This is a genomic window from Lachnoclostridium sp. (assembly GCF_031997925.1).
In the GTDB taxonomy this organism is placed as follows: domain Bacteria; phylum Bacillota; class Clostridia; order Lachnospirales; family Lachnospiraceae; genus Lachnoclostridium.
In genome coordinates this window covers 16,247-34,186 of record NZ_DAMADT010000026.1, presented here as the reverse complement: position 1 = coordinate 34,186, position 17,940 = coordinate 16,247, and the positions used below count along the sequence as shown (strand labels likewise).

Genomic DNA, 17,940 nt, shown 5'->3' with positions numbered 1-17,940 from the left:
CGAGAGCAAATGATGTTAAAGATCATTGAGGCAGACGGAACGGAGTTTTCGGGTGGTCAGAGTCAAAAACTTGCCATAGCGAGGGCTTTGTATAAGGATAGTGCTATGGTCATCATGGATGAGCCAACAGCGGCACTGGATGCGCTTGCCGAAGCTGAAATCTACGAAAATTTTAGTGAATTAGTCAAGGGAAAGACAGCAGTCTATATATCACACCGTCTTGCCAGCACAAAGTTCTGTGATAAAATCGCACTTTTTGATAAAGATGGATTAAAGGAATATGGTAATCACGAAGAGTTGATGAAATTAGGTGGATTATATAATCATATGTTTTCTGTGCAAGGTAAGTACTATACAGAAGGGAGGGAAAGTCGAGATAAAGACTTCTCGACTATGATAGATGAACTCAGCGAAGTGTTTTAAAATGTTTTTTAAACTATCTTGGAAGATCTCGCCTATGTATATTGTGCTACTGTTGTTTAGTACATTGGCTTCGAGTGGACAGATATTAATCAATGTCATTTTACCAAAATTCTTAATTGATGAATTGCTTGGTGCAAGACAAAATGAACGCTTACTTTTATTTGGTGCAATTATCGTGTTAGCGAATTTTTTCTTTGCCTGGTTAACCATGACAATGAAGCGGGTGATGGACGAAAAAGGAATCTACATGAGAGAAATGATGAATCACCTGATGTCAGAAAAGATTATGAAAGTAGAATACTCGTACTTAGAAAATCCTTATTATTTGGACTTAAAAGAAAGAGCAGTATTTGCATCGAATAATCAATCAGCGATGGAGAATCTTATTCTCAGTGTTGGCAAGTTATTTAACAGCATAGTAACATTAATTGGTCTTTTAGTAGTCATGTTTTCTTTGAGCTTAGTTTTAGTTCTATTTTTGCTTATTACAATTGTTATCACCTTTGTAGCACAAAAGAAATTTATGAAGTATCAGCAAACCTTCTTTAGTGAGATTATTCCAGTGAATCGTAAGTATGGATACTATGTAGGGTTAGCATACGATAATAAATTGCAAAAGGATATCAGACTTTATGGAATGAGCCCAATGTTAACAAAACGTGTTAGACAATATAATGATGAAATAAACGAATGGTTTACGAAGTTTCATACTGCAGGAGGAAACTATGGAGGTTTTCTAAGCATTATCAATGATTTACAAGCAGCTCTTGTTTATGGTTATGTTGGATTACGAGTAATCACTAACTGGTTTGGATCAAGGATTGGTATAGGTTCCTTTACGATGTATGTATCTGCAGCCATAAAATTTACATCCTCGGTTTCGACTTTGGGAGAACAAGTAATGAGCGTAACTCAATACTTAAGTTATTTACATCCATTTATGGAGTTTATGGAATTACCTGAGGAAGAAAAGGTTGGAGGAGATTTGCCTTTCGAAGGTAATGTGGAAACTATTCGATTTGAACATGTTACATTTAAGTATCCTGGTAGTGAGAAACAGGTATTAAAGGATATTAGTTTTGAAATTAATAAAGGTGAAAAGATATCGATAGTTGGATTAAATGGTGCTGGGAAAACAACATTAATCAAATTACTTTGCAGATTATACCGCCCTACAGAAGGAAAGATATTTATCAATGGTCATGATATCTTTGAATATGAGCATAGAAGTTATATGAAAAGTATGGCTGCTGTTTTTCAAGACTATCGTTTGTTTGCCTTTACAATGGAGGAGAACATTACGTGCAAAGAACCACAAGAGGATATTAAGCAAGCTTCTGAATTATTAGATAAAGTTGGACTAACAGAAAAAGTGAAGACATTACCAAATGGTATAAAATCTCTTTTTGGAAAGTCTTATGATGAAGAAGGAATTGAAATGTCCGGTGGTGAAAGTCAAAAAGTTGCCATTGCGAGAGCTCTTAATAAAGAAGCATCACTAATTATACTTGATGAACCTACCAGTGCTCTTGATCCACTTGCTGAAGCTGAAATCTATGAGAATTTTAATCACTTGGTGGGTGACAAAACAGCTCTTTATATCTCACATCGAATGTCAAGCAGTGTTTTTTGTGATAAAATTTTAGTAATCGATGGTGGTGTGATATCTGATTATGATAGTCATACGAAATTAATGGAGAAACAAGATAGCTTGTATTATAAATTGTTTCATTCACAAGCAATCAATTATTCTAGTTAATTCAAAATGTATGTTTAAAAATTTATAGAATATTAGGTCACAAAAAAATAGTTCTATAATTAATATGAGTCAGTTGATAAAAATTCGTACTCCAACACTTTATATTTTATAATAATATAATTACTTAAAATAATAAACAAAAAATGTGCACTTCAAACTGAAGTGCACATTTTGAATATAATTAAATTCAAAGTATATTGTTTCTATAGTAAAGTTAGGTGTTTACTAACTCTATGCATCATATCGATTAATTCTAATTAATGAACGGATTTTAAATATGGATAAGGATTCACATTATTACCATTGAGTAATAAACTAAAGTGTAAGTGTGGACCTGTTGAAACTCCAGTAGAACCAACCAAAGCAATCGTTTGTCCCTGATCAACGTAGTCTCCAACATTCACAAGTATTTTGGAACAGTGTAGGTATCTTGTCTCAACACCATTACCATGGTCAATCTCAACATAACGTCCTGACGTACTGTTATAGCCAGTTCCTACAACACGACCAGCAAGTACTGATACGATGGAAGAACCATAAGCGCCACCGATATCAAGACCTTTATGGTAGGTGCTAGCACCAGCAGTTGGAGCTTTACGGTATCCATAATACGCGTAAATATTGTGGTCTGATGGTAATGGCCAAATCATACAGTTGATGTCTGTTTTGATTTCATCCATAGATTTCGCATATTTGAAATTATAAACAAAATCTACATAACTCTTACTTACGTAAGCATCCGTTTCGTTATAATCAACTTTAACCCACTCATCAAGTATTTCTAAGATTTCAAGCTTTTCGCCTTTGGCGATTTGTCCAAGTCGAGGGCTGTTTTCGGAAGGAGCTGTACGTACATTTAAAGTAGTACAAGTAGCTTGAGCATATTGTACGTAACATTTCTGTGCTAATTTTACAGCATTATCACCAGTGGATAAGTAATCACTCTTAATATAACCTTCTACTTTTCCGGATACAATTTTTGTCCAATCGCCTTCCACTCCTACTATAGTTGCTGCAGAACCACGATATAGACGGCCTGCAAGACTTGAATCAGAAGAAGCTCCAGAACGTATGTTAACATAATCATCTACATTTGCAATCGCGAGTCCTTGAAATTGAATTGGTGGAAATTCTTTTGGAGCGAGTGGCTCGCCTCCTACTAAAATTGTTGTAGTTACATTATTTATCGAAATTCCGGTTTCCGATAATCTAGCATCATAGTAATTGTCAATTACCATTGACATACCACCGATACCGCCTCCGGATAATGTGTTTTCAGTATTTATTTTGGCTGAGCTAGTATCTTTAGCGCTCGCTACCATTGTAGCCTGGTTCCATAAAAATAGTCCAATAAACAAGGTTGTTGCTTGCATAATGACTCTTTTTTTCATTGTGATCCTCCAAAGTTATCCATCTGAAATAGTCTTAGATGGTAGTTGATGTATTAAATATTACAGAATTATTACGTCTTATAGACGAATTATAACAAATTAATAATATGTTGTCAACATTTTGAACAGAGAAAGTATAAGGAAAGGAAAATAATTGTAACAAAGTGATAAAGTGTATCCTACAGATAGGGAGTTTTGAAACTTTATTTGTTACAAAAGATGATATGTAATTTAACATATGATAGGATTTAGTCTTTCTAAATTATAGGTATTACTCAATAACTTCTGTGATAGGAGTAGCCGAATAAAAGATTGCGAATAAGATAATAGAGAATGTAATCATAGAATATAAGGGAGTATTTCCCTAATCCTTATAGCATGGAGATAGCAATGGACCTAGCGAGCAGGACCATTCGGCTAAAGTACGCTCATGATCGTAGAATATACGGAACCGGGATAGGGGTAGCAATTGTAGATACTGGGATATGTCAGCATCCGGATTTTTTAAAAAATTGTAATCGTAAAATTTATTTTAAAGACTTTATTCACCAGAGGAATGGAATGTATGACGACTGTGGTCATGGAACTCATGTCGCAGGAATTATCGGAGGGAGTGGTTATGCCTCTGGTGGAAAATATATAGGAGTGGCACCAAACTGTAATCTGATTATGACAAAAACCTTAAATTACAAAGGTGATGGCAATATATCAGATGTACTCATAGCACTCGACTGGATTGTGAAGCATAAGGTGGAGCTTGGTATCCGAATTGTAAACTTATCTTTTGGTATGGGCAACAAAGAAATTAGTCAGGATGGCAGAAATTTAATTCAAGCAGTTGAAAATGTCTGGGATAGCGGAATTGTCGTGGTAGCAGCAGCTGGAAATGGTGGACCAAATTTAGGCAGTGTTGCAGTTCCTGGGAGCAGTAAAAAAATTATTACCGTAGGTGCGTCAGATGATAATATTGAAGTTGACTTAATGGGAAATCGTGCGAAAAATTACTCTGGTAGAGGCCCAACTTTTGAATGCATTAAAAAGCCAGATATCGTTGCACCAGCAAGTAATATTATGAGTTGTGCGCTTGCAAGATCTTATGGGTCAGATAGGTTTCGTGCATTAAATACAAATCACTTTTCTGCAGCTATAAAGGGTAGTAGGGAGCGATATGGGAATTTCTATACTGAAAAAAGTGGAACCAGTATGGCAACTCCAATTGTTAGTGGAGCAATTGCTTTGCTATTATCAGTAAAGCCAAATCTGACACCAAAGGAAGTAAAGATTAAGATACGAGATAGTTGCATTAATCTTGGAGAACCACAGAGTAAACAGGGCTGGGGGCTTTTAGATATTGAGAATTTATTAAAGGCATAGAAAAGTTCGTGCAAGACTAACTTCATTACAAAGGAATTTAGTTTTACATTATGAATTTAGTCTTGCAATCGTAAATTAAGTTTTTCATTTAACAATTTACCTTTAACTTTGCATTTTACATTTCATCATGAAAAAGTACTTGACTTAGAGCCAACTCTAAGACTTACAATAAGAAGTAGAAAATCTTCTTTTGAGTCTTAGTGTTTGGCTTTTTTATTTATCATCAATGGGGGCTTTGCAAAGCCATTTCGTTTTAAAAGTCGTAAAAGAAGAATAACATATTGCGCAAAAGTAATGCGCTAGATTGGAGGTACACATGGAATATAGAAGGATGGGGAATACAGGGGTTAAGGTTTCAGCGCTTGGATTTGGCACTATGAGACTTCCTGTACTAGAAGATGGTACAATTCATGAAGAAGAAGCGATTCAAATGATACGCCATGCGATTGATGAGGGGGTTAATTATGTAGATACTGCTTATCCTTATCATCAAGGCATGAGTGAAGTATTAGTAGGTAAGGCGCTTAAGGATGGTTATCGTGAGAAGACATATCTAGCTTCAAAGTGCCCGGTTTGGGAAATTAAATGTCCAGAGGATTTTGATCGAATCTTAGACGAACAATTAAGTAAATTACAAGTGGAGACGATTGATTTTTATCTATTGCATGCAATTGGAAAAGAACGATTTGAAAATGTTGTTCAAAAATTTGATTTAATTAAAAAGATGGAGCAGGCTAAAGTAGAGGGAAAAATACGCTACATAGGATTTTCTTTTCATGATAATGCAGAAGCTTTTTTAAGCATAATGGATAGTTATGATTCCTGGGATTTTTGTCAAATTCAAATGAATTACATTGATATTCATAACCAAGCAACGATAGAAGGAATGGAATATGCGGCTTCTAAGGGGCTTGCAGTTATTGTTATGGAACCTTTGCTTGGTGGAAAACTTGCAAACCCTCCACAGAATGTTTTAGAAGTGTTAAATAAAGAAAAAACACCAGTGGAATGGGCTTTGGACTTTTTATGGGATCGTAAAGAAGTAAGCTTATTATTAAGTGGTATGAGCACAATGAAGCAAACAACGGATAACATAGAATATGCAAGCAGGTCTAAGATTGGTATGCTAACCGATGAACAAAGAGAGATGTATGTTGATGCAAAACGTATTTATGATACCATGGCACTTGTATCATGTACAAAATGTGCTTATTGTATGCCTTGTCCATTTGGATTAGATATACCAAAAACATTTGAAGCATATAACGCAACTGTGTCGAAAGGAATGAATGCTGCAAAAGAAGTATATGTGGAAATAGAAATCAAGGCAGATTCCTGTAGAAGTTGTAAAAAGTGTGAACAGGTATGCCCACAGGCAATACCAATTAGTGATGTAATGAAAAAAGTAGCGACATGCTTTGAAGGAGAATAATTTTGACCAAAACAAAACAACTTGTGTATAGTGCGGTATTTTTAATCTTAGGAGTTATAATACCACAAGCATTTCATTTTATACCGATAGGTAATACTGGTAGTGTATTATTACCTATGCATATATCTGTACTACTTTGTGGTTTCTTTATGGGACCATGGTGGGGGATAATTGTAGGTGGGTTAACACCTGCACTTAGTTCTTTACTAACTGGAATGCCACCAATGCAAAGATTGCCATTTATGGTGCTAGAATTAGCAGTTTATGGATTCGTAGCTGGATTATGTTATCGTAACTTAAGGATAAAAAAACCTCTTATTAGAATTTACCTATCCTTAGTGACCTCGATGATAGCAGGAAGAGCAGTTTATGCGTTATCTTTGTTCGTTGCAACTAAGTTATTGCATCTTCAGATGTTGGGACCGATTGCAGCAGTAAATGCAACAATACAAGGTATACCGGGAATTCTTATACAATTAGTACTGATACCTCCAATTGTTTATCAAGGTAGAAAGAGTGGTTTATTTTATGGATCAGAAAGATAAAATTACAGAAAAGTTAAAGGAAGGGGGCTATTCTTTCGTTTTATATAAAGAAGGGGAATGGTCTACTTCAGAAAAAAGAGGGATAGCTCCAATTATGGAGCTTCTAAAAGAAAATAGAGAATTACTTCGTGGTGCTTATGTTGCAGATAAAGTAATTGGTAAAGCTGCAGCTCTGTTGCTAATTGAGGGAGGGATATCCTATCTTCATGCAGAGGTAATCAGTGAACATGCAACGGAATGCTTGCAAAAGGCTAACATTGAATATGAGTATCAGGAATTAGTTCCTTACATTGTGAATCGTTCCGGAGATGGAATGTGTCCTATGGAAGAGACTGTATTAGATGTTACTGATACAAAGATTGCATATGAATTATTACAGGAAAAGATAAAGAAAATGCAGGCAGCCATGCAAGCACAAAATATGAAATAAGATAGAGAAACAAGAAAGAGAAGCAAGAAAAAGTACGCTCCTCGAGCTTTTCCTTGTCATGAATAAGGGACGAACTTAATATTCCATTTGTAGCAAAAGAGTGCATTTGGAATATAAAGCTCGTCCTTTCCTTATTATTCTTATTATCATTATCTATTCTCAAATAGGTTTTATCTTCTTTAATAACATTAGGATAGGAAAAAAAAATATTTAGATGTTTTGTACAATGAAATGGAAAGAAAATGAAATGCTGTAAATAAGATTGTTGATATGTAATAAATATATTGTAAATTCATTAAAAATTATGTATAATATGCATGTAAGCGTTTACATGAAATGAAAAGGTAGATTGGAGGAATTGCAATGTCAAAAAGGAACAAAGATGATGAGTGGAATAACTTAAGTAATGACAGAAAAGCGCCAAGTATGAAGACATTAGACAAAATCTATTATGTATTATTAGTTTTATCCATAGTTACTCCTATCATAATGATGTTCAAGCTAGTTTATATTGATTTATACCATCAAGCAGGTATTGTTGAAGGTCACACGCAATATTATATATGGGACTCTTGGAAACTACTCTATAAAATTTACAAAGAAACTGCAGACGGTAGCTCATTCGTTGTTATGGGGGCAATTCCATTAATATTCTATCTGGTTGGTATAATACTCTCAATATCTAGTTTTGTAACGGGATTAAAGTTGAAATTTGAGTGGAGACATGGGGAGAGTTGTAGAAGAGCTTTCACTACAATTATTATCGGATTAGTATCCTCAGTTCTAATTTTAAATATTATTGATCCATTCTTTAATGTAAAAAGTGGTTATGCTGCTATACAATTACATTTTAATATAACAGTGTATATAAGCTTAGCGTTAGCTATTATTGGAAGAATTGTTGCTGAACAATATTACAAATTAGTAAAAAGAATATAGGCACTAAGAAAATATAGAAACATAAAATATAGAAACATAAGAAAATATAAATACATAAGAAAATATAAATACTTAAGAAAATATTTATAGAGACAAAGTGAATATGATTCAAAAGAAAATATGATACAAAAAAAAATATGATACAAAAAAATGATACAAAAAATAAAGAAACGCTTAAAATCTATATAACAGACAACTATTTATAAGCGGGACAAATCAGAGGTTTCCTAGGGTTTGATCCCGTTTTCTTGTATTAATAATAACTATCCTATTCTTTAAAAAAATACAGATGTTAGTACTTACATTTTTCTATTTTTTAAGAATTTAGACAGGATATTTAAGAATTTAGACAGGATAGTTTCCTTTACTGTTTTCCTAATAAGTGCTATAATCATGGTGATGTAAGACAAGCAGGAGGAAGCTATACGATGAATATACTATTCTTCTTAACCCCCAAAATTGAGGTAGCGTATATCTTTGATACGTTTACAGTAAGACAGGCGCTTGAGACGTTAAGGGAGCGCGGTTATTCTGCTATACCAATGATAGATAAGAATGGGAAATATATTGGAACAGTGACAGAAGGGGATCTTTTATGGTATGTATTGGAACATAGGGAAGAAGACCCTGAAAACTTTAATAAGGTAAAAATTAAACAAATTGTTCGTAGAAAGAACCATTGTGCGGTAGGGGCAGACAAAAAGATTGAGGAATTGGTTGATTTGGTAAAGAATCAAAATTTTGTTCCAGTATTAGATGATGATGACAGATTCATTGGTATTGTAACCAGAAAGGCAATTATGCAGTATTGTACAGAAGCAATGATACCCAACTCTTTGAAGGCAAAACAATAATAAAATAAAACTGTAGATTTGAAGGCATTAGAAAGCCTGATTTTTAGGCTTTCTAAATACATATCATTCAGGAGGATATTATGGGAATTACATATTCTGAGCAGGAATGTATTTTTAAACTTGACACCCTGAATACGACTTACATGATTGGCCTCATTGATGAGGAAAGATTTATTGGTCATGTGTACTATGGTAAGAAATTGAAAGATACAAATTTAGCTTTTTGGAAACAGATACTTATGGGACCAATTCCATCCCGTAAAAACAGAGATCGGGTCTCTTTTATGGATTCATTTCCTCAGGAATATCCAACTCATGGAATCGGAGATTTTAGACAGTCGGCATTAGAGGTTAAAACCGTTTCCGGACATCGTGCGGTTGGTATTACATATAAAAGTCATCAAATTTACCCTGGAAAACCAAAACTGCCTGGTTTACCTGCTACCTTTGGAAAAGAGGATAGTTGTACAACACTTGAAATTATAGGTGAGGATAAGCGTTTAAATCTTGAAATAGTGCTCTCTTATACAGTGTTTGAATATGTTGATGCAATAGCAAGGAATATTAGAATAAAAAATGAGTCAAATGATTCCATTATGCTTACGAAGGCATTGTCCCTATCCCTTGATTTACCAGATAAGGGGTATGAAATGATTACGCTACATGGGTCTTGGGCACGAGAGAGGCAGATAGAACGAAGAGATATAGGGCATGGTACTCAAGGTGTATCTAGTATTCGTGGTGAATCTGGACATCAGGAACATCCATTTCTAGCTGTTATTGGGAAAAATACGACTGAGGATGCTGGTGAAGCATATGGTGTTAATTTTGTTTACTCCGGAAACTTTACAGCGTTAACGGAACGTAATCAATTTGATTTAATAAGGGTACAGATGGGGATTAATCCTGTTGATTTTGAGTGGGAATTAAAACCAAAGGACGAGTTTACTACACCCGAAGCAATTATGGTTTATTCATCAGAAGGCATTGGTACTATGTCAAGAACTTTTCATGACCTTTACCGTAATCACCTAATTCGTGGAGAGTACAAAGATAAGAAAAGACCGATTTTAATTAATAACTGGGAAGCGACGTATTTTAATTTTACAACAGAGAAATTACTTGATATTGCAAAAAATGCTTCTAGGCTTGGCATAGAGATGTTAGTAATGGATGATGGCTGGTTTGGCAAGAGAAACAATGATGATTGTGCGCTTGGCGATTGGGTTGTAAATGAAGAAAAGTTACCTGGTGGTTTAGAATATTTGGTTCATGAGGTAAATAAGCTTGGAATGAAATTTGGTATCTGGATCGAACCTGAGATGATCTCACCAGATTCTGATCTCTATCGAATGCATCCGGATTGGGCGATTCAGATTCCAGGAAGAGAACCTAGTCAAAGCAGACAACAATTAGTTCTTGATTACTCTAGAAAAGAAGTACGTGACTTTATTTATCAAAGGATTAGTAAGATTTTGCATAGCGCCAATATTGAATATGTAAAGTGGGATATGAACCGACCGCTTTGTGACCTTGGAAGTTATGCCCTAGAAGCTAAGAATCAAGGTGAGTTAAATCATCGTTATGTTCTTGGTGTATATGAAGTACAGGAGAGACTAATCATAGAATTTCCTCATTTATTACTGGAAAACTGTTCCGGTGGAGGTGCAAGATTTGACCCTGGAATGTTATATTATAGTCCACAAATATGGTGCTCCGATGATACTGATGCCGTGGAGCGCTTAAAGATTCAGCGCGGAACTGCTATGGTATATCCGCTTTCCTGTATGGGTGCTCATGTGAGTGATTGTCCAAATCATACGGTAGGTCGTAACACTCCATTTGAGACAAGAGGACATGTAGCTTTGGCTGGTACCTTTGGTTATGAACTTGATGTAACGAAAATATCGAAGGAAGAGCAAGAGATGATTCCGGAACAAGTTGCATTATATCATAAATACAATGATCTCGTTCGAACTGGAGACTATTATCGTATTTCCTCCGTTCTTGATGATCCATGCAGAGATTGCTATATGGTAGTAGCAAAGAATAAGTCTGAAGCACTTGTAACCTACGTGCAGGTATTCGCTCGTCCTAATTTCCAATCCCATCGGATTTATCTCAAAGGACTTGATCCAGATGCAAACTACATTTGGGAAGGGACGGATTTCATTCAGACGGGTGATGCGTATATGCAGGCTGGAATTGATATTACTGGTCTTTGGGGGGATTTTAAATCTATGTTAATCCATCTGATACGTGTAGAATAGAAAAGTGTTTTATTAGTATGAGGGGCTTTTGCAAAATAAGTAATTATATTTTGTAAAAGCTCCTTTTTGTAGGGTTTTCTTAAAAATCACTATAGGTCGGTGAATCACAATTGTTGTCTAATTATATTTCAAAATAGGCTAAAAACTCACCGAGTTATGTTTCATATATATTTTTAGAGTTTATGTATCTTGATAAAAATAAAAAAATTTTTTGAGTATTTTTAAAAAAGTTTGAAGTCTACTATGGAAACTATAAAAATAGCTTATTTTAAAGAAAAATTATGTATAGTAATAGTAAATTTAGGAGTTAGTAAAACCTCTACTTTTTTTGAAATCTAAAAAAACATAGGCTAAAGTAACAGTAATACTAAGAATGGAGTTTAATATTACTCTTGCAAAAAATATTTTCATCATGTATACTAAATCAACGCATGGCGGAACATGGAAATAATTAGCAAGTATTTTTATGGAATTCTTTGTTAAGACAATAGGAAGGATGTATGAGAAGTATGAAGGCATTAACTCAAGAGGATACCCCTATCCACAGAGCTTTAGAGGAACAAAGACTGAATCGATTGGCGCATTTTGATGTGCCTGGCCATAAAGGAGGCCGTGGAAATAAAGAGTTAAAACATTTTTTGGGAGACACGACATTAAGTCTTGATATGAATTCTATGAAACCATTGGATAATCTCTGTCATCCGGTTTCTGTCATAAAAGAGGCACAAGAGTTAGCTGCGAAAGCTTTTGGTGCAGACGAAGCATTTTTTATTGTGAATGGTACCACCCAGGCAGTTCAGGCCATGATTATGGCTGTATGTAAAAGTGGGGATAAAGTTATAATGCCAAGAAACGTACACCGAAGTGCAATTAATGCTTTAGTAGTGTGTGGGGCAATTCCAGTTTATATTAACCCGGGAACAAATAAAGAGCTTGGAATTCCTCTCGGTATGTCAGTGGAGGATGTGAAACGGGCAATCTTGGAAAATCCGGATGCGAAAGCGGTTCTTGTAAATAATCCAACTTACTACGGAATATGTTCGAACCTCAGGGAAATTGTTAAAATTGCACATGAGCATGGCATGCTTGTACTAGCGGATGAAGCTCACGGAACGCATTTTTATTTTCATGACTCACTACCGGTTTCTGCCATGGAAGCAGGGGCTGACATGTCTGCGGTAAGTATGCATAAAACAGGTGGTTCCTTAACGCAGAGTTCAATTTTACTAACAAGAAATTCAGTGAATGCTGATTATGTACGCCAGGTTATTAACCTTACACAGACTACGAGTGGTTCTTATCTACTTCTTTCATCCCTAGATATCGCAAGAAAGAATCTTAGTTTAAACGGTAAGTACATGTTTGATAAAACTATAGAGTTTGCAACTTATGCTCGAGAAGAAATCAATAAACTTGGAGGCTATTATGCCTTTGGCGAAGAATTGATTGATGGGGATACCGTATATGCATTTGACACAACCAAGCTTTCGATACATACACGAAATATCGGATTAGCAGGAATTGAAGTCTATGATTTACTAAGAGATGATTACGGAATCCAGATTGAATTTGGTGATATTGGTAATATTCTGGCTGTTATATCTTTCGGGGATCGAAATCTTGAGATAGAACGTTTGATTTCAGCACTCTCAGAGATAAAGAGACTTCATGAGAAAGATAAGGCAGGAATGTTTGACCATGAATATATTAATCCACAAATTGTGATGGGACCACAGGAAGCTTTTTATAGCAAAAAGCGTTCCATGCCAATTAGTCAAAGTAACGGGCAGATTTGTGGAGAATTTGTAATGTGTTATCCGCCAGGGATACCACTTCTTGCACCGGGAGAACGCATTACGGAAGATATTTTAAATCATATCGCATATGCAAAAGAAAAAGGCTGCTTCATGACTGGTACACAGGATATGAAGATTGAAAATATCAATGTAGTTGAGTAGTGAAGAAAAGAGGTAATATATGGAACTTTGGTATACAGATCAACACACAAAAGATGTACGCTTTTCTATCAAGATGAAAGAGCAGCTAATTAGTGTAGAAAGTGAATTTCAACGAATCGATATTATCGAAACCTACGAATACGGACGTGTACTTGTATTAGATGGGGAAATGATGATAACAGAAAAAGATGAATTTATCTATCATGAGATGATAACGCATGTTCCTATGGCTGTTCATCCGAATATCCGCAATGTCCTTGTGATTGGAGCAGGAGATGGAGGAACGATACGAGAACTAACAAAATACGATACGATAGAGCATATCGATATGGTGGAAGTTGATAAAGAAATTGTACAAGTATGCAGAGAGTATATGCCTTTTACGGCTTGTAAATTAAATGACAAAAGAGTATCGATGCATTTTGAAGAAGGATTACGTTTTGTCCGAGGAAAAAAAGATGAATATGATTTAATTATTGTTGACTGTGCTGATCCATTCGGGCCTGCAGAAGGTTTATTTACAAGAGAATTCTACGGAAACTGCTATAAGGCGCTTCATGATGACGGAATCTTAATAAATCAGCATGAAAGCCCATTCTACAATGAGCATTCCGGAAGTGTACAAAAAGCACACCGTCATATAAAAGCTGTATTTCCGTTAAGTACAGTGTATCAATGTCATATTCCTTCCTATCCATCCGGGCATTGGTTATTTGGATTTGCCTCGAAGAAATATGACCCGATTAAGGACTTAAACGACAGGAAATGGAATGATCTTAAATTGCCTGTCAGGTATTATAATACAGATTTGCACAAAGGGTGTTTTTATCTACCAAATTACGTAAAGGAGTTGTTGGGCAGTAATGAATAAAAACATATATACCTTTTTAGGTTGTGATGCTAACTATGAAGAAAGTGAGATGGTATTGTTTGGAGCTCCATACGATGGAACCACATCTTATCGTCCTGGTACAAGATTTGCAAGTGCTGCAATTCGAAATGAGAGTTATGGAATAGAAACCTTTAGTCCATATCAGGAAAAAGATTTGACTGATTATCGTATCTTTGATGGGGGAGATTTAGAACTTCCTTTTGGAGATCCTGTTAGACCACTTTCCTTGATAGAGGAGTTTACTGATAAAGTTTTAAAGGACGGAAAGTTTCCACTCATGATTGGTGGAGAACACTTAGTAACATTAGGGGCGATGAGGGCGATTGTAAAGCAGTATCCAAATGTGCATATCATACACTTTGATGCTCATGCTGATTTAAGAGAGGATTATCTTGGAGTAAAACTATCTCATGCAACAGTGATTAGAAGATGCCATGAGTTAGTAGGAGATCAAAAAATCTATCAGTTTGGAATCCGAAGCGGAGATCGGGAAGAGTTTTTATTCGGAAAAGAACACATTACTACCTGTAGATTTGATTTTCACACCTTGGATACTGTGGTAGATGAATTGGCAAGAAAGCAGGTGCCTGTTTATCTTACGGTTGATTTGGATGTACTTGACCCTTCTGTATTTCCGGGAACGGGTACACCGGAGGCTGGCGGTGTCACCTTCACACAGTTGTTTGATGCCTTACAAAAAGTTTCTAGATTACAGGTGGTAGCAGCAGATATGAATGAGCTTTCACCAGTATATGACCAAAGTGGAGCTTCCACAGCTTTGGCATGTAAACTGCTTCGAGAGATGATGCTTATGTTAGTGGAAAAAAAGCGTTTTCACTTGGAATAGAATGTGATAAAAGTTTAAGCAAATAGATTGAAAAACTTTGAAGAAGTAAGCAAAAGAAAAAATTTGTATATAGCAATTGGATTAAAGCGGAATGAAGAAAAGGTAAGTTAGTTATAAGTTAGTATTTGAGAAATGTAGGTTCACACAAAATGTACTCGGTACCTTGAGTGTAGGTGAATTAAGAAAGATTTCATGTAAATTTTAGTAGAGATAAAGGAGAACTAGAATGAGTAGAGCATTAATTATCGGCGCCGGAGGCGTAGCAAGTGTTGTTGTAAACAAGTGTTGTCAAAATTCTGATGTGTTTACAGATATCTGTATTGCAAGCAGAACGAAATCAAAATGTGATGCCCTAAAGAATAAGTTAGATGGCGGTAAAACTAAGATTACGACTGCACAAGTAGATGCAGATGACGTACCTGAGCTTGTTGCATTAATTAAGGAATATAAGCCGGATATCGTGATAAATGTTGCACTTCCATATCAGGATTTAACTATTATGGATGCCTGTCTTGAGACCAAGACAGATTATCTTGATACTGCAAATTATGAACCTTTGGATACGGCAAAATTTGAATATAAGTGGCAGTGGGACTATAAGGAACGTTTTGAAAAGGCTGGTATCACAGCAGTTCTTGGATGTGGTTTTGACCCAGGTGTCACAGGCGTTTTCTCTGCCTATGCGATGAAGCATTATTTTGATGAAATTCATGAGATTGATATCTTAGACTGCAACGGTGGCGACCATGGTTATCCATTTGCCACAAACTTTAATCCTGAGATTAATATCCGTGAAGTTTCTGCAAACGGAAGCTATTGGGAGAATGGGAACTGGGTAGAGACTGAGCCAATGGAGATTAAGAGAGTATATGATTTCGAAGAAGTTGGACAAAAAGATATGTATCTTCTTCATCATGAGGAGTTAGAATCTCTAGCAATTAATATTAAGGGGATTAAGCGTATCCGTTTCTTTATGACATTTGGAGAGAGTTATTTAAGACATCTTAAGTGTCTTGAAAATGTCGGCATGACTTCGATTGAACCAATCGAGTTTGAAGGCAAGCAAATCGTACCGCTTCAGTTCTTAAAAGCAGTATTACCTGATCCAGCAACACTTGGACCACGTACGGTGGGTAAAACCAATATTGGCTGTATATTTAAGGGTGTAAAGGATGGAAAAGAAGTTACTTATTATGTATATAATGTATGTGACCACCAGGAATGCTACAAAGAAGTGGGATCTCAGGCGATATCGTATACCACTGGAGTTCCTGCGATGATTGGTGCAGCGATGGTTCTTTCCGGGAAGTGGAAGAAACCAGGTGTATATAATGTCGAAGAGTTTAATCCAGATCCTTTTATGGAGGAATTAAATCGCTTTGGACTTCCTTGGCAAGAAAATTTTAATCCTGTATTAGTAGACTAAAGGCAGTTGGGCTGTTGCAATTTCTATAGTTGCAACAGCTTTTTTAGAAAAAGAAGTAGCGCAGAAATGAGGTAATTTATGAAACAGATCGACTTCAGTCAAATTCCAACCCCCTCCTATGTTGTAGAGGAGCGGTTACTAAAACGAAACTTATCCTTATTAAAGAGTATCATGGACCAAACTGGTTGTAAAATACTATTAGCACAAAAGGCATTTTCTATGTTTTATTACTATTCGTTGATTGGTACTTACTTGGCAGGAACTACAGCTAGCTCCTTATTTGAAGCAAAGCTTGGAAAAGAAGAAATGGGAGGAGAAGTGCATATCTTTAATCCTGCTTATCAAGAATCTGAGATGGAGGAAATCATCTCACTGTGTGATCATATTGTATTTAATACACCGAAACAATGGCTTAAATATAAGGAAGTGATTCAAAAATCAGGGAAGAAGGTAAGCTGTGGATTGAGAGTGAATCCACAATACTCAGAAATTGAGGTTGAATTATATAATCCTTGTGCGAAGGGCTCAAGATTAGGTACAATCCTTGATAATATAAAGGAAGAGGATTTAGAAGGATTGGAAGGTTTGCATTTTCATACCATGTGTGAGCAAAATTCAGATGTCCTTGTGCGAACCTTGAAAGTCGTGGAAGAGAAGTTTAGCTTCCTATTAAAAAGGATGAAGTGGATAAACTTTGGTGGAGGACATCATATCACTAGAGAAGATTATGATGTGGAGGGTCTGATTTCTTCTATTCTTCATATCAAAGAGACTTATGGGGTAGAAGTTTATCTAGAACCAGGGGAAGCCATTGGCTTAAATACGGGATATTTGGTGACTAAGGTATTAGATGTTTGCGGAGAACATGGAGAATGCGTCATATTAGATACTTCCGCGGAATGTCATATGCCTGACGTTCTTGAAATGCCTTATCGCCCAGAAATTATAGGAGCTTCTAAGGCTGGAGAAAAAGCTTATACTTACCGCCTTGGAGGACCAACCTGTCTAGCAGGCGATGTTGTGGGAGAGTATTCATTTGATGAGCCATTAAAGGAAGGGGATATTTTAGTCTTCTGCGATATGTCTCATTATAGCATGGTAAAAAATAATACATTTAATGGAATTAACCTACCTTCTATTATTGCATACACAGAAAAAGAAGGAATTGTAATTGTCAAACAATTTGGCTATGAAGACTTTAAAATGAGGTTATCATAATAGTCTTTTAGTCACTTAAATACTGAAAACTACACGTATCATAAGAATAATTCAGAATAGATAGAAAATTTAAAACCACTATATCTAGTTATTGGAATCTAAAAAAGAAACAATATATAGTAGACTTATCCTTTTGACTATGCTATAATATGTATAAGTTAATATTTTAAGATTTCTTTCGT

The 17,940-nt window shown here is 35.6% G+C and carries 15 protein-coding genes; 14 read left to right on the top strand and 1 reads right to left on the bottom strand.

From position 1 onward, the window contains the following. The coding region (locus RTP52_RS15140) for an ATP-binding cassette domain-containing protein (protein WP_312372275.1) at window positions 1-423 on the top strand (423 nt) is incomplete at its 5' end. 34 nt (window positions 424-457) lie between these two features. Continuing rightward, the gene (locus RTP52_RS15135) at window positions 458-2,182 is read left to right on the top strand and encodes an ABC transporter ATP-binding protein (protein ID WP_312102421.1); all 1,725 of its coding nucleotides are present in this window, start codon (window positions 458-460) and stop codon (window positions 2,180-2,182) included. 257 nt (window positions 2,183-2,439) lie between these two features. Here RTP52_RS15135 and RTP52_RS15130 read toward each other — a convergent pair whose 3' ends face one another. Continuing rightward, window positions 2,440-3,573 carry a peptidoglycan DD-metalloendopeptidase family protein gene (locus RTP52_RS15130; protein ID WP_312102419.1) on the bottom strand — a complete coding sequence of 378 codons (1,134 nt, stop codon included), beginning with the start codon at window positions 3,571-3,573 and terminating at the stop codon, window positions 2,440-2,442. 390 nt (window positions 3,574-3,963) lie between these two features. Here RTP52_RS15130 and RTP52_RS15125 point away from each other — a divergent pair, with 390 nt between their 5' ends. The 12 genes from RTP52_RS15125 (at window position 3,964) to nspC (ending at window position 17,758) form a co-directional block, all read left to right on the top strand. After that, complete coding sequence (locus RTP52_RS15125) at window positions 3,964-4,947, top strand: S8 family peptidase (protein ID WP_312372274.1); 984 nt, start codon at window positions 3,964-3,966, stop codon at window positions 4,945-4,947. 316 nt (window positions 4,948-5,263) lie between these two features. Then, complete coding sequence (locus RTP52_RS15120) at window positions 5,264-6,379, top strand: aldo/keto reductase (protein ID WP_312372273.1); 1,116 nt, start codon at window positions 5,264-5,266, stop codon at window positions 6,377-6,379. Between the two features lie 2 nt (window positions 6,380-6,381). Next, on the top strand, window positions 6,382-6,924 hold the full coding sequence (locus RTP52_RS15115) for an ECF transporter S component (RefSeq protein ID WP_312372272.1): 543 nt from the start codon (window positions 6,382-6,384) through the stop codon (window positions 6,922-6,924). After that, entirely contained in the window at window positions 6,908-7,354 is a 447-nt protein-coding gene (locus RTP52_RS15110) for a DUF1893 domain-containing protein (protein WP_312102409.1), read from the top strand. Before RTP52_RS15115 ends, RTP52_RS15110 begins: the two co-directional genes overlap by 17 nt. Window positions 7,355-7,717: 363 nt before the next feature. Next, a complete protein-coding gene (locus RTP52_RS15105; protein WP_312372271.1) occupies window positions 7,718-8,293 on the top strand; it encodes a hypothetical protein in 576 nt (191 codons plus the stop codon). Between the two features lie 428 nt (window positions 8,294-8,721). Beyond that, on the top strand, window positions 8,722-9,147 hold the full coding sequence (locus tag RTP52_RS15100) for a CBS domain-containing protein (protein ID WP_312102405.1): 426 nt from the start codon (window positions 8,722-8,724) through the stop codon (window positions 9,145-9,147). Window positions 9,148-9,227: 80 nt separating this feature from the next. After that, a complete protein-coding gene (locus RTP52_RS15095; RefSeq protein WP_312372269.1) occupies window positions 9,228-11,417 on the top strand; it encodes an alpha-galactosidase in 2,190 nt (729 codons plus the stop codon). A gap of 509 nt (window positions 11,418-11,926) precedes the next feature. After that, window positions 11,927-13,375, top strand: a complete 1,449-nt coding sequence (locus tag RTP52_RS15090) for an aminotransferase class I/II-fold pyridoxal phosphate-dependent enzyme (RefSeq protein ID WP_334308316.1) — start codon at window positions 11,927-11,929, stop codon at window positions 13,373-13,375. 19 nt (window positions 13,376-13,394) lie between these two features. Then, window positions 13,395-14,246, top strand: coding sequence for a polyamine aminopropyltransferase (gene speE / locus RTP52_RS15085; RefSeq protein WP_312102398.1), 852 nt, complete (start codon window positions 13,395-13,397; stop codon window positions 14,244-14,246). Continuing rightward, window positions 14,239-15,114 carry an agmatinase gene (gene speB / locus RTP52_RS15080; RefSeq protein ID WP_312372267.1) on the top strand — a complete coding sequence of 292 codons (876 nt, stop codon included), beginning with the start codon at window positions 14,239-14,241 and terminating at the stop codon, window positions 15,112-15,114. Before speE ends, speB begins: the two co-directional genes overlap by 8 nt. A gap of 226 nt (window positions 15,115-15,340) precedes the next feature. After that, window positions 15,341-16,540 carry a saccharopine dehydrogenase family protein gene (locus tag RTP52_RS15075; RefSeq protein ID WP_312372266.1) on the top strand — a complete coding sequence of 400 codons (1,200 nt, stop codon included), beginning with the start codon at window positions 15,341-15,343 and terminating at the stop codon, window positions 16,538-16,540. A 78-nt stretch (window positions 16,541-16,618) separates the two neighbouring features. Next, window positions 16,619-17,758: a carboxynorspermidine decarboxylase gene (gene nspC, locus RTP52_RS15070; RefSeq protein WP_312372264.1), complete on the top strand. Its 1,140-nt coding sequence runs from the start codon at window positions 16,619-16,621 to the stop codon at window positions 17,756-17,758. Window positions 17,759-17,940: the final 182 nt, after the last annotated feature.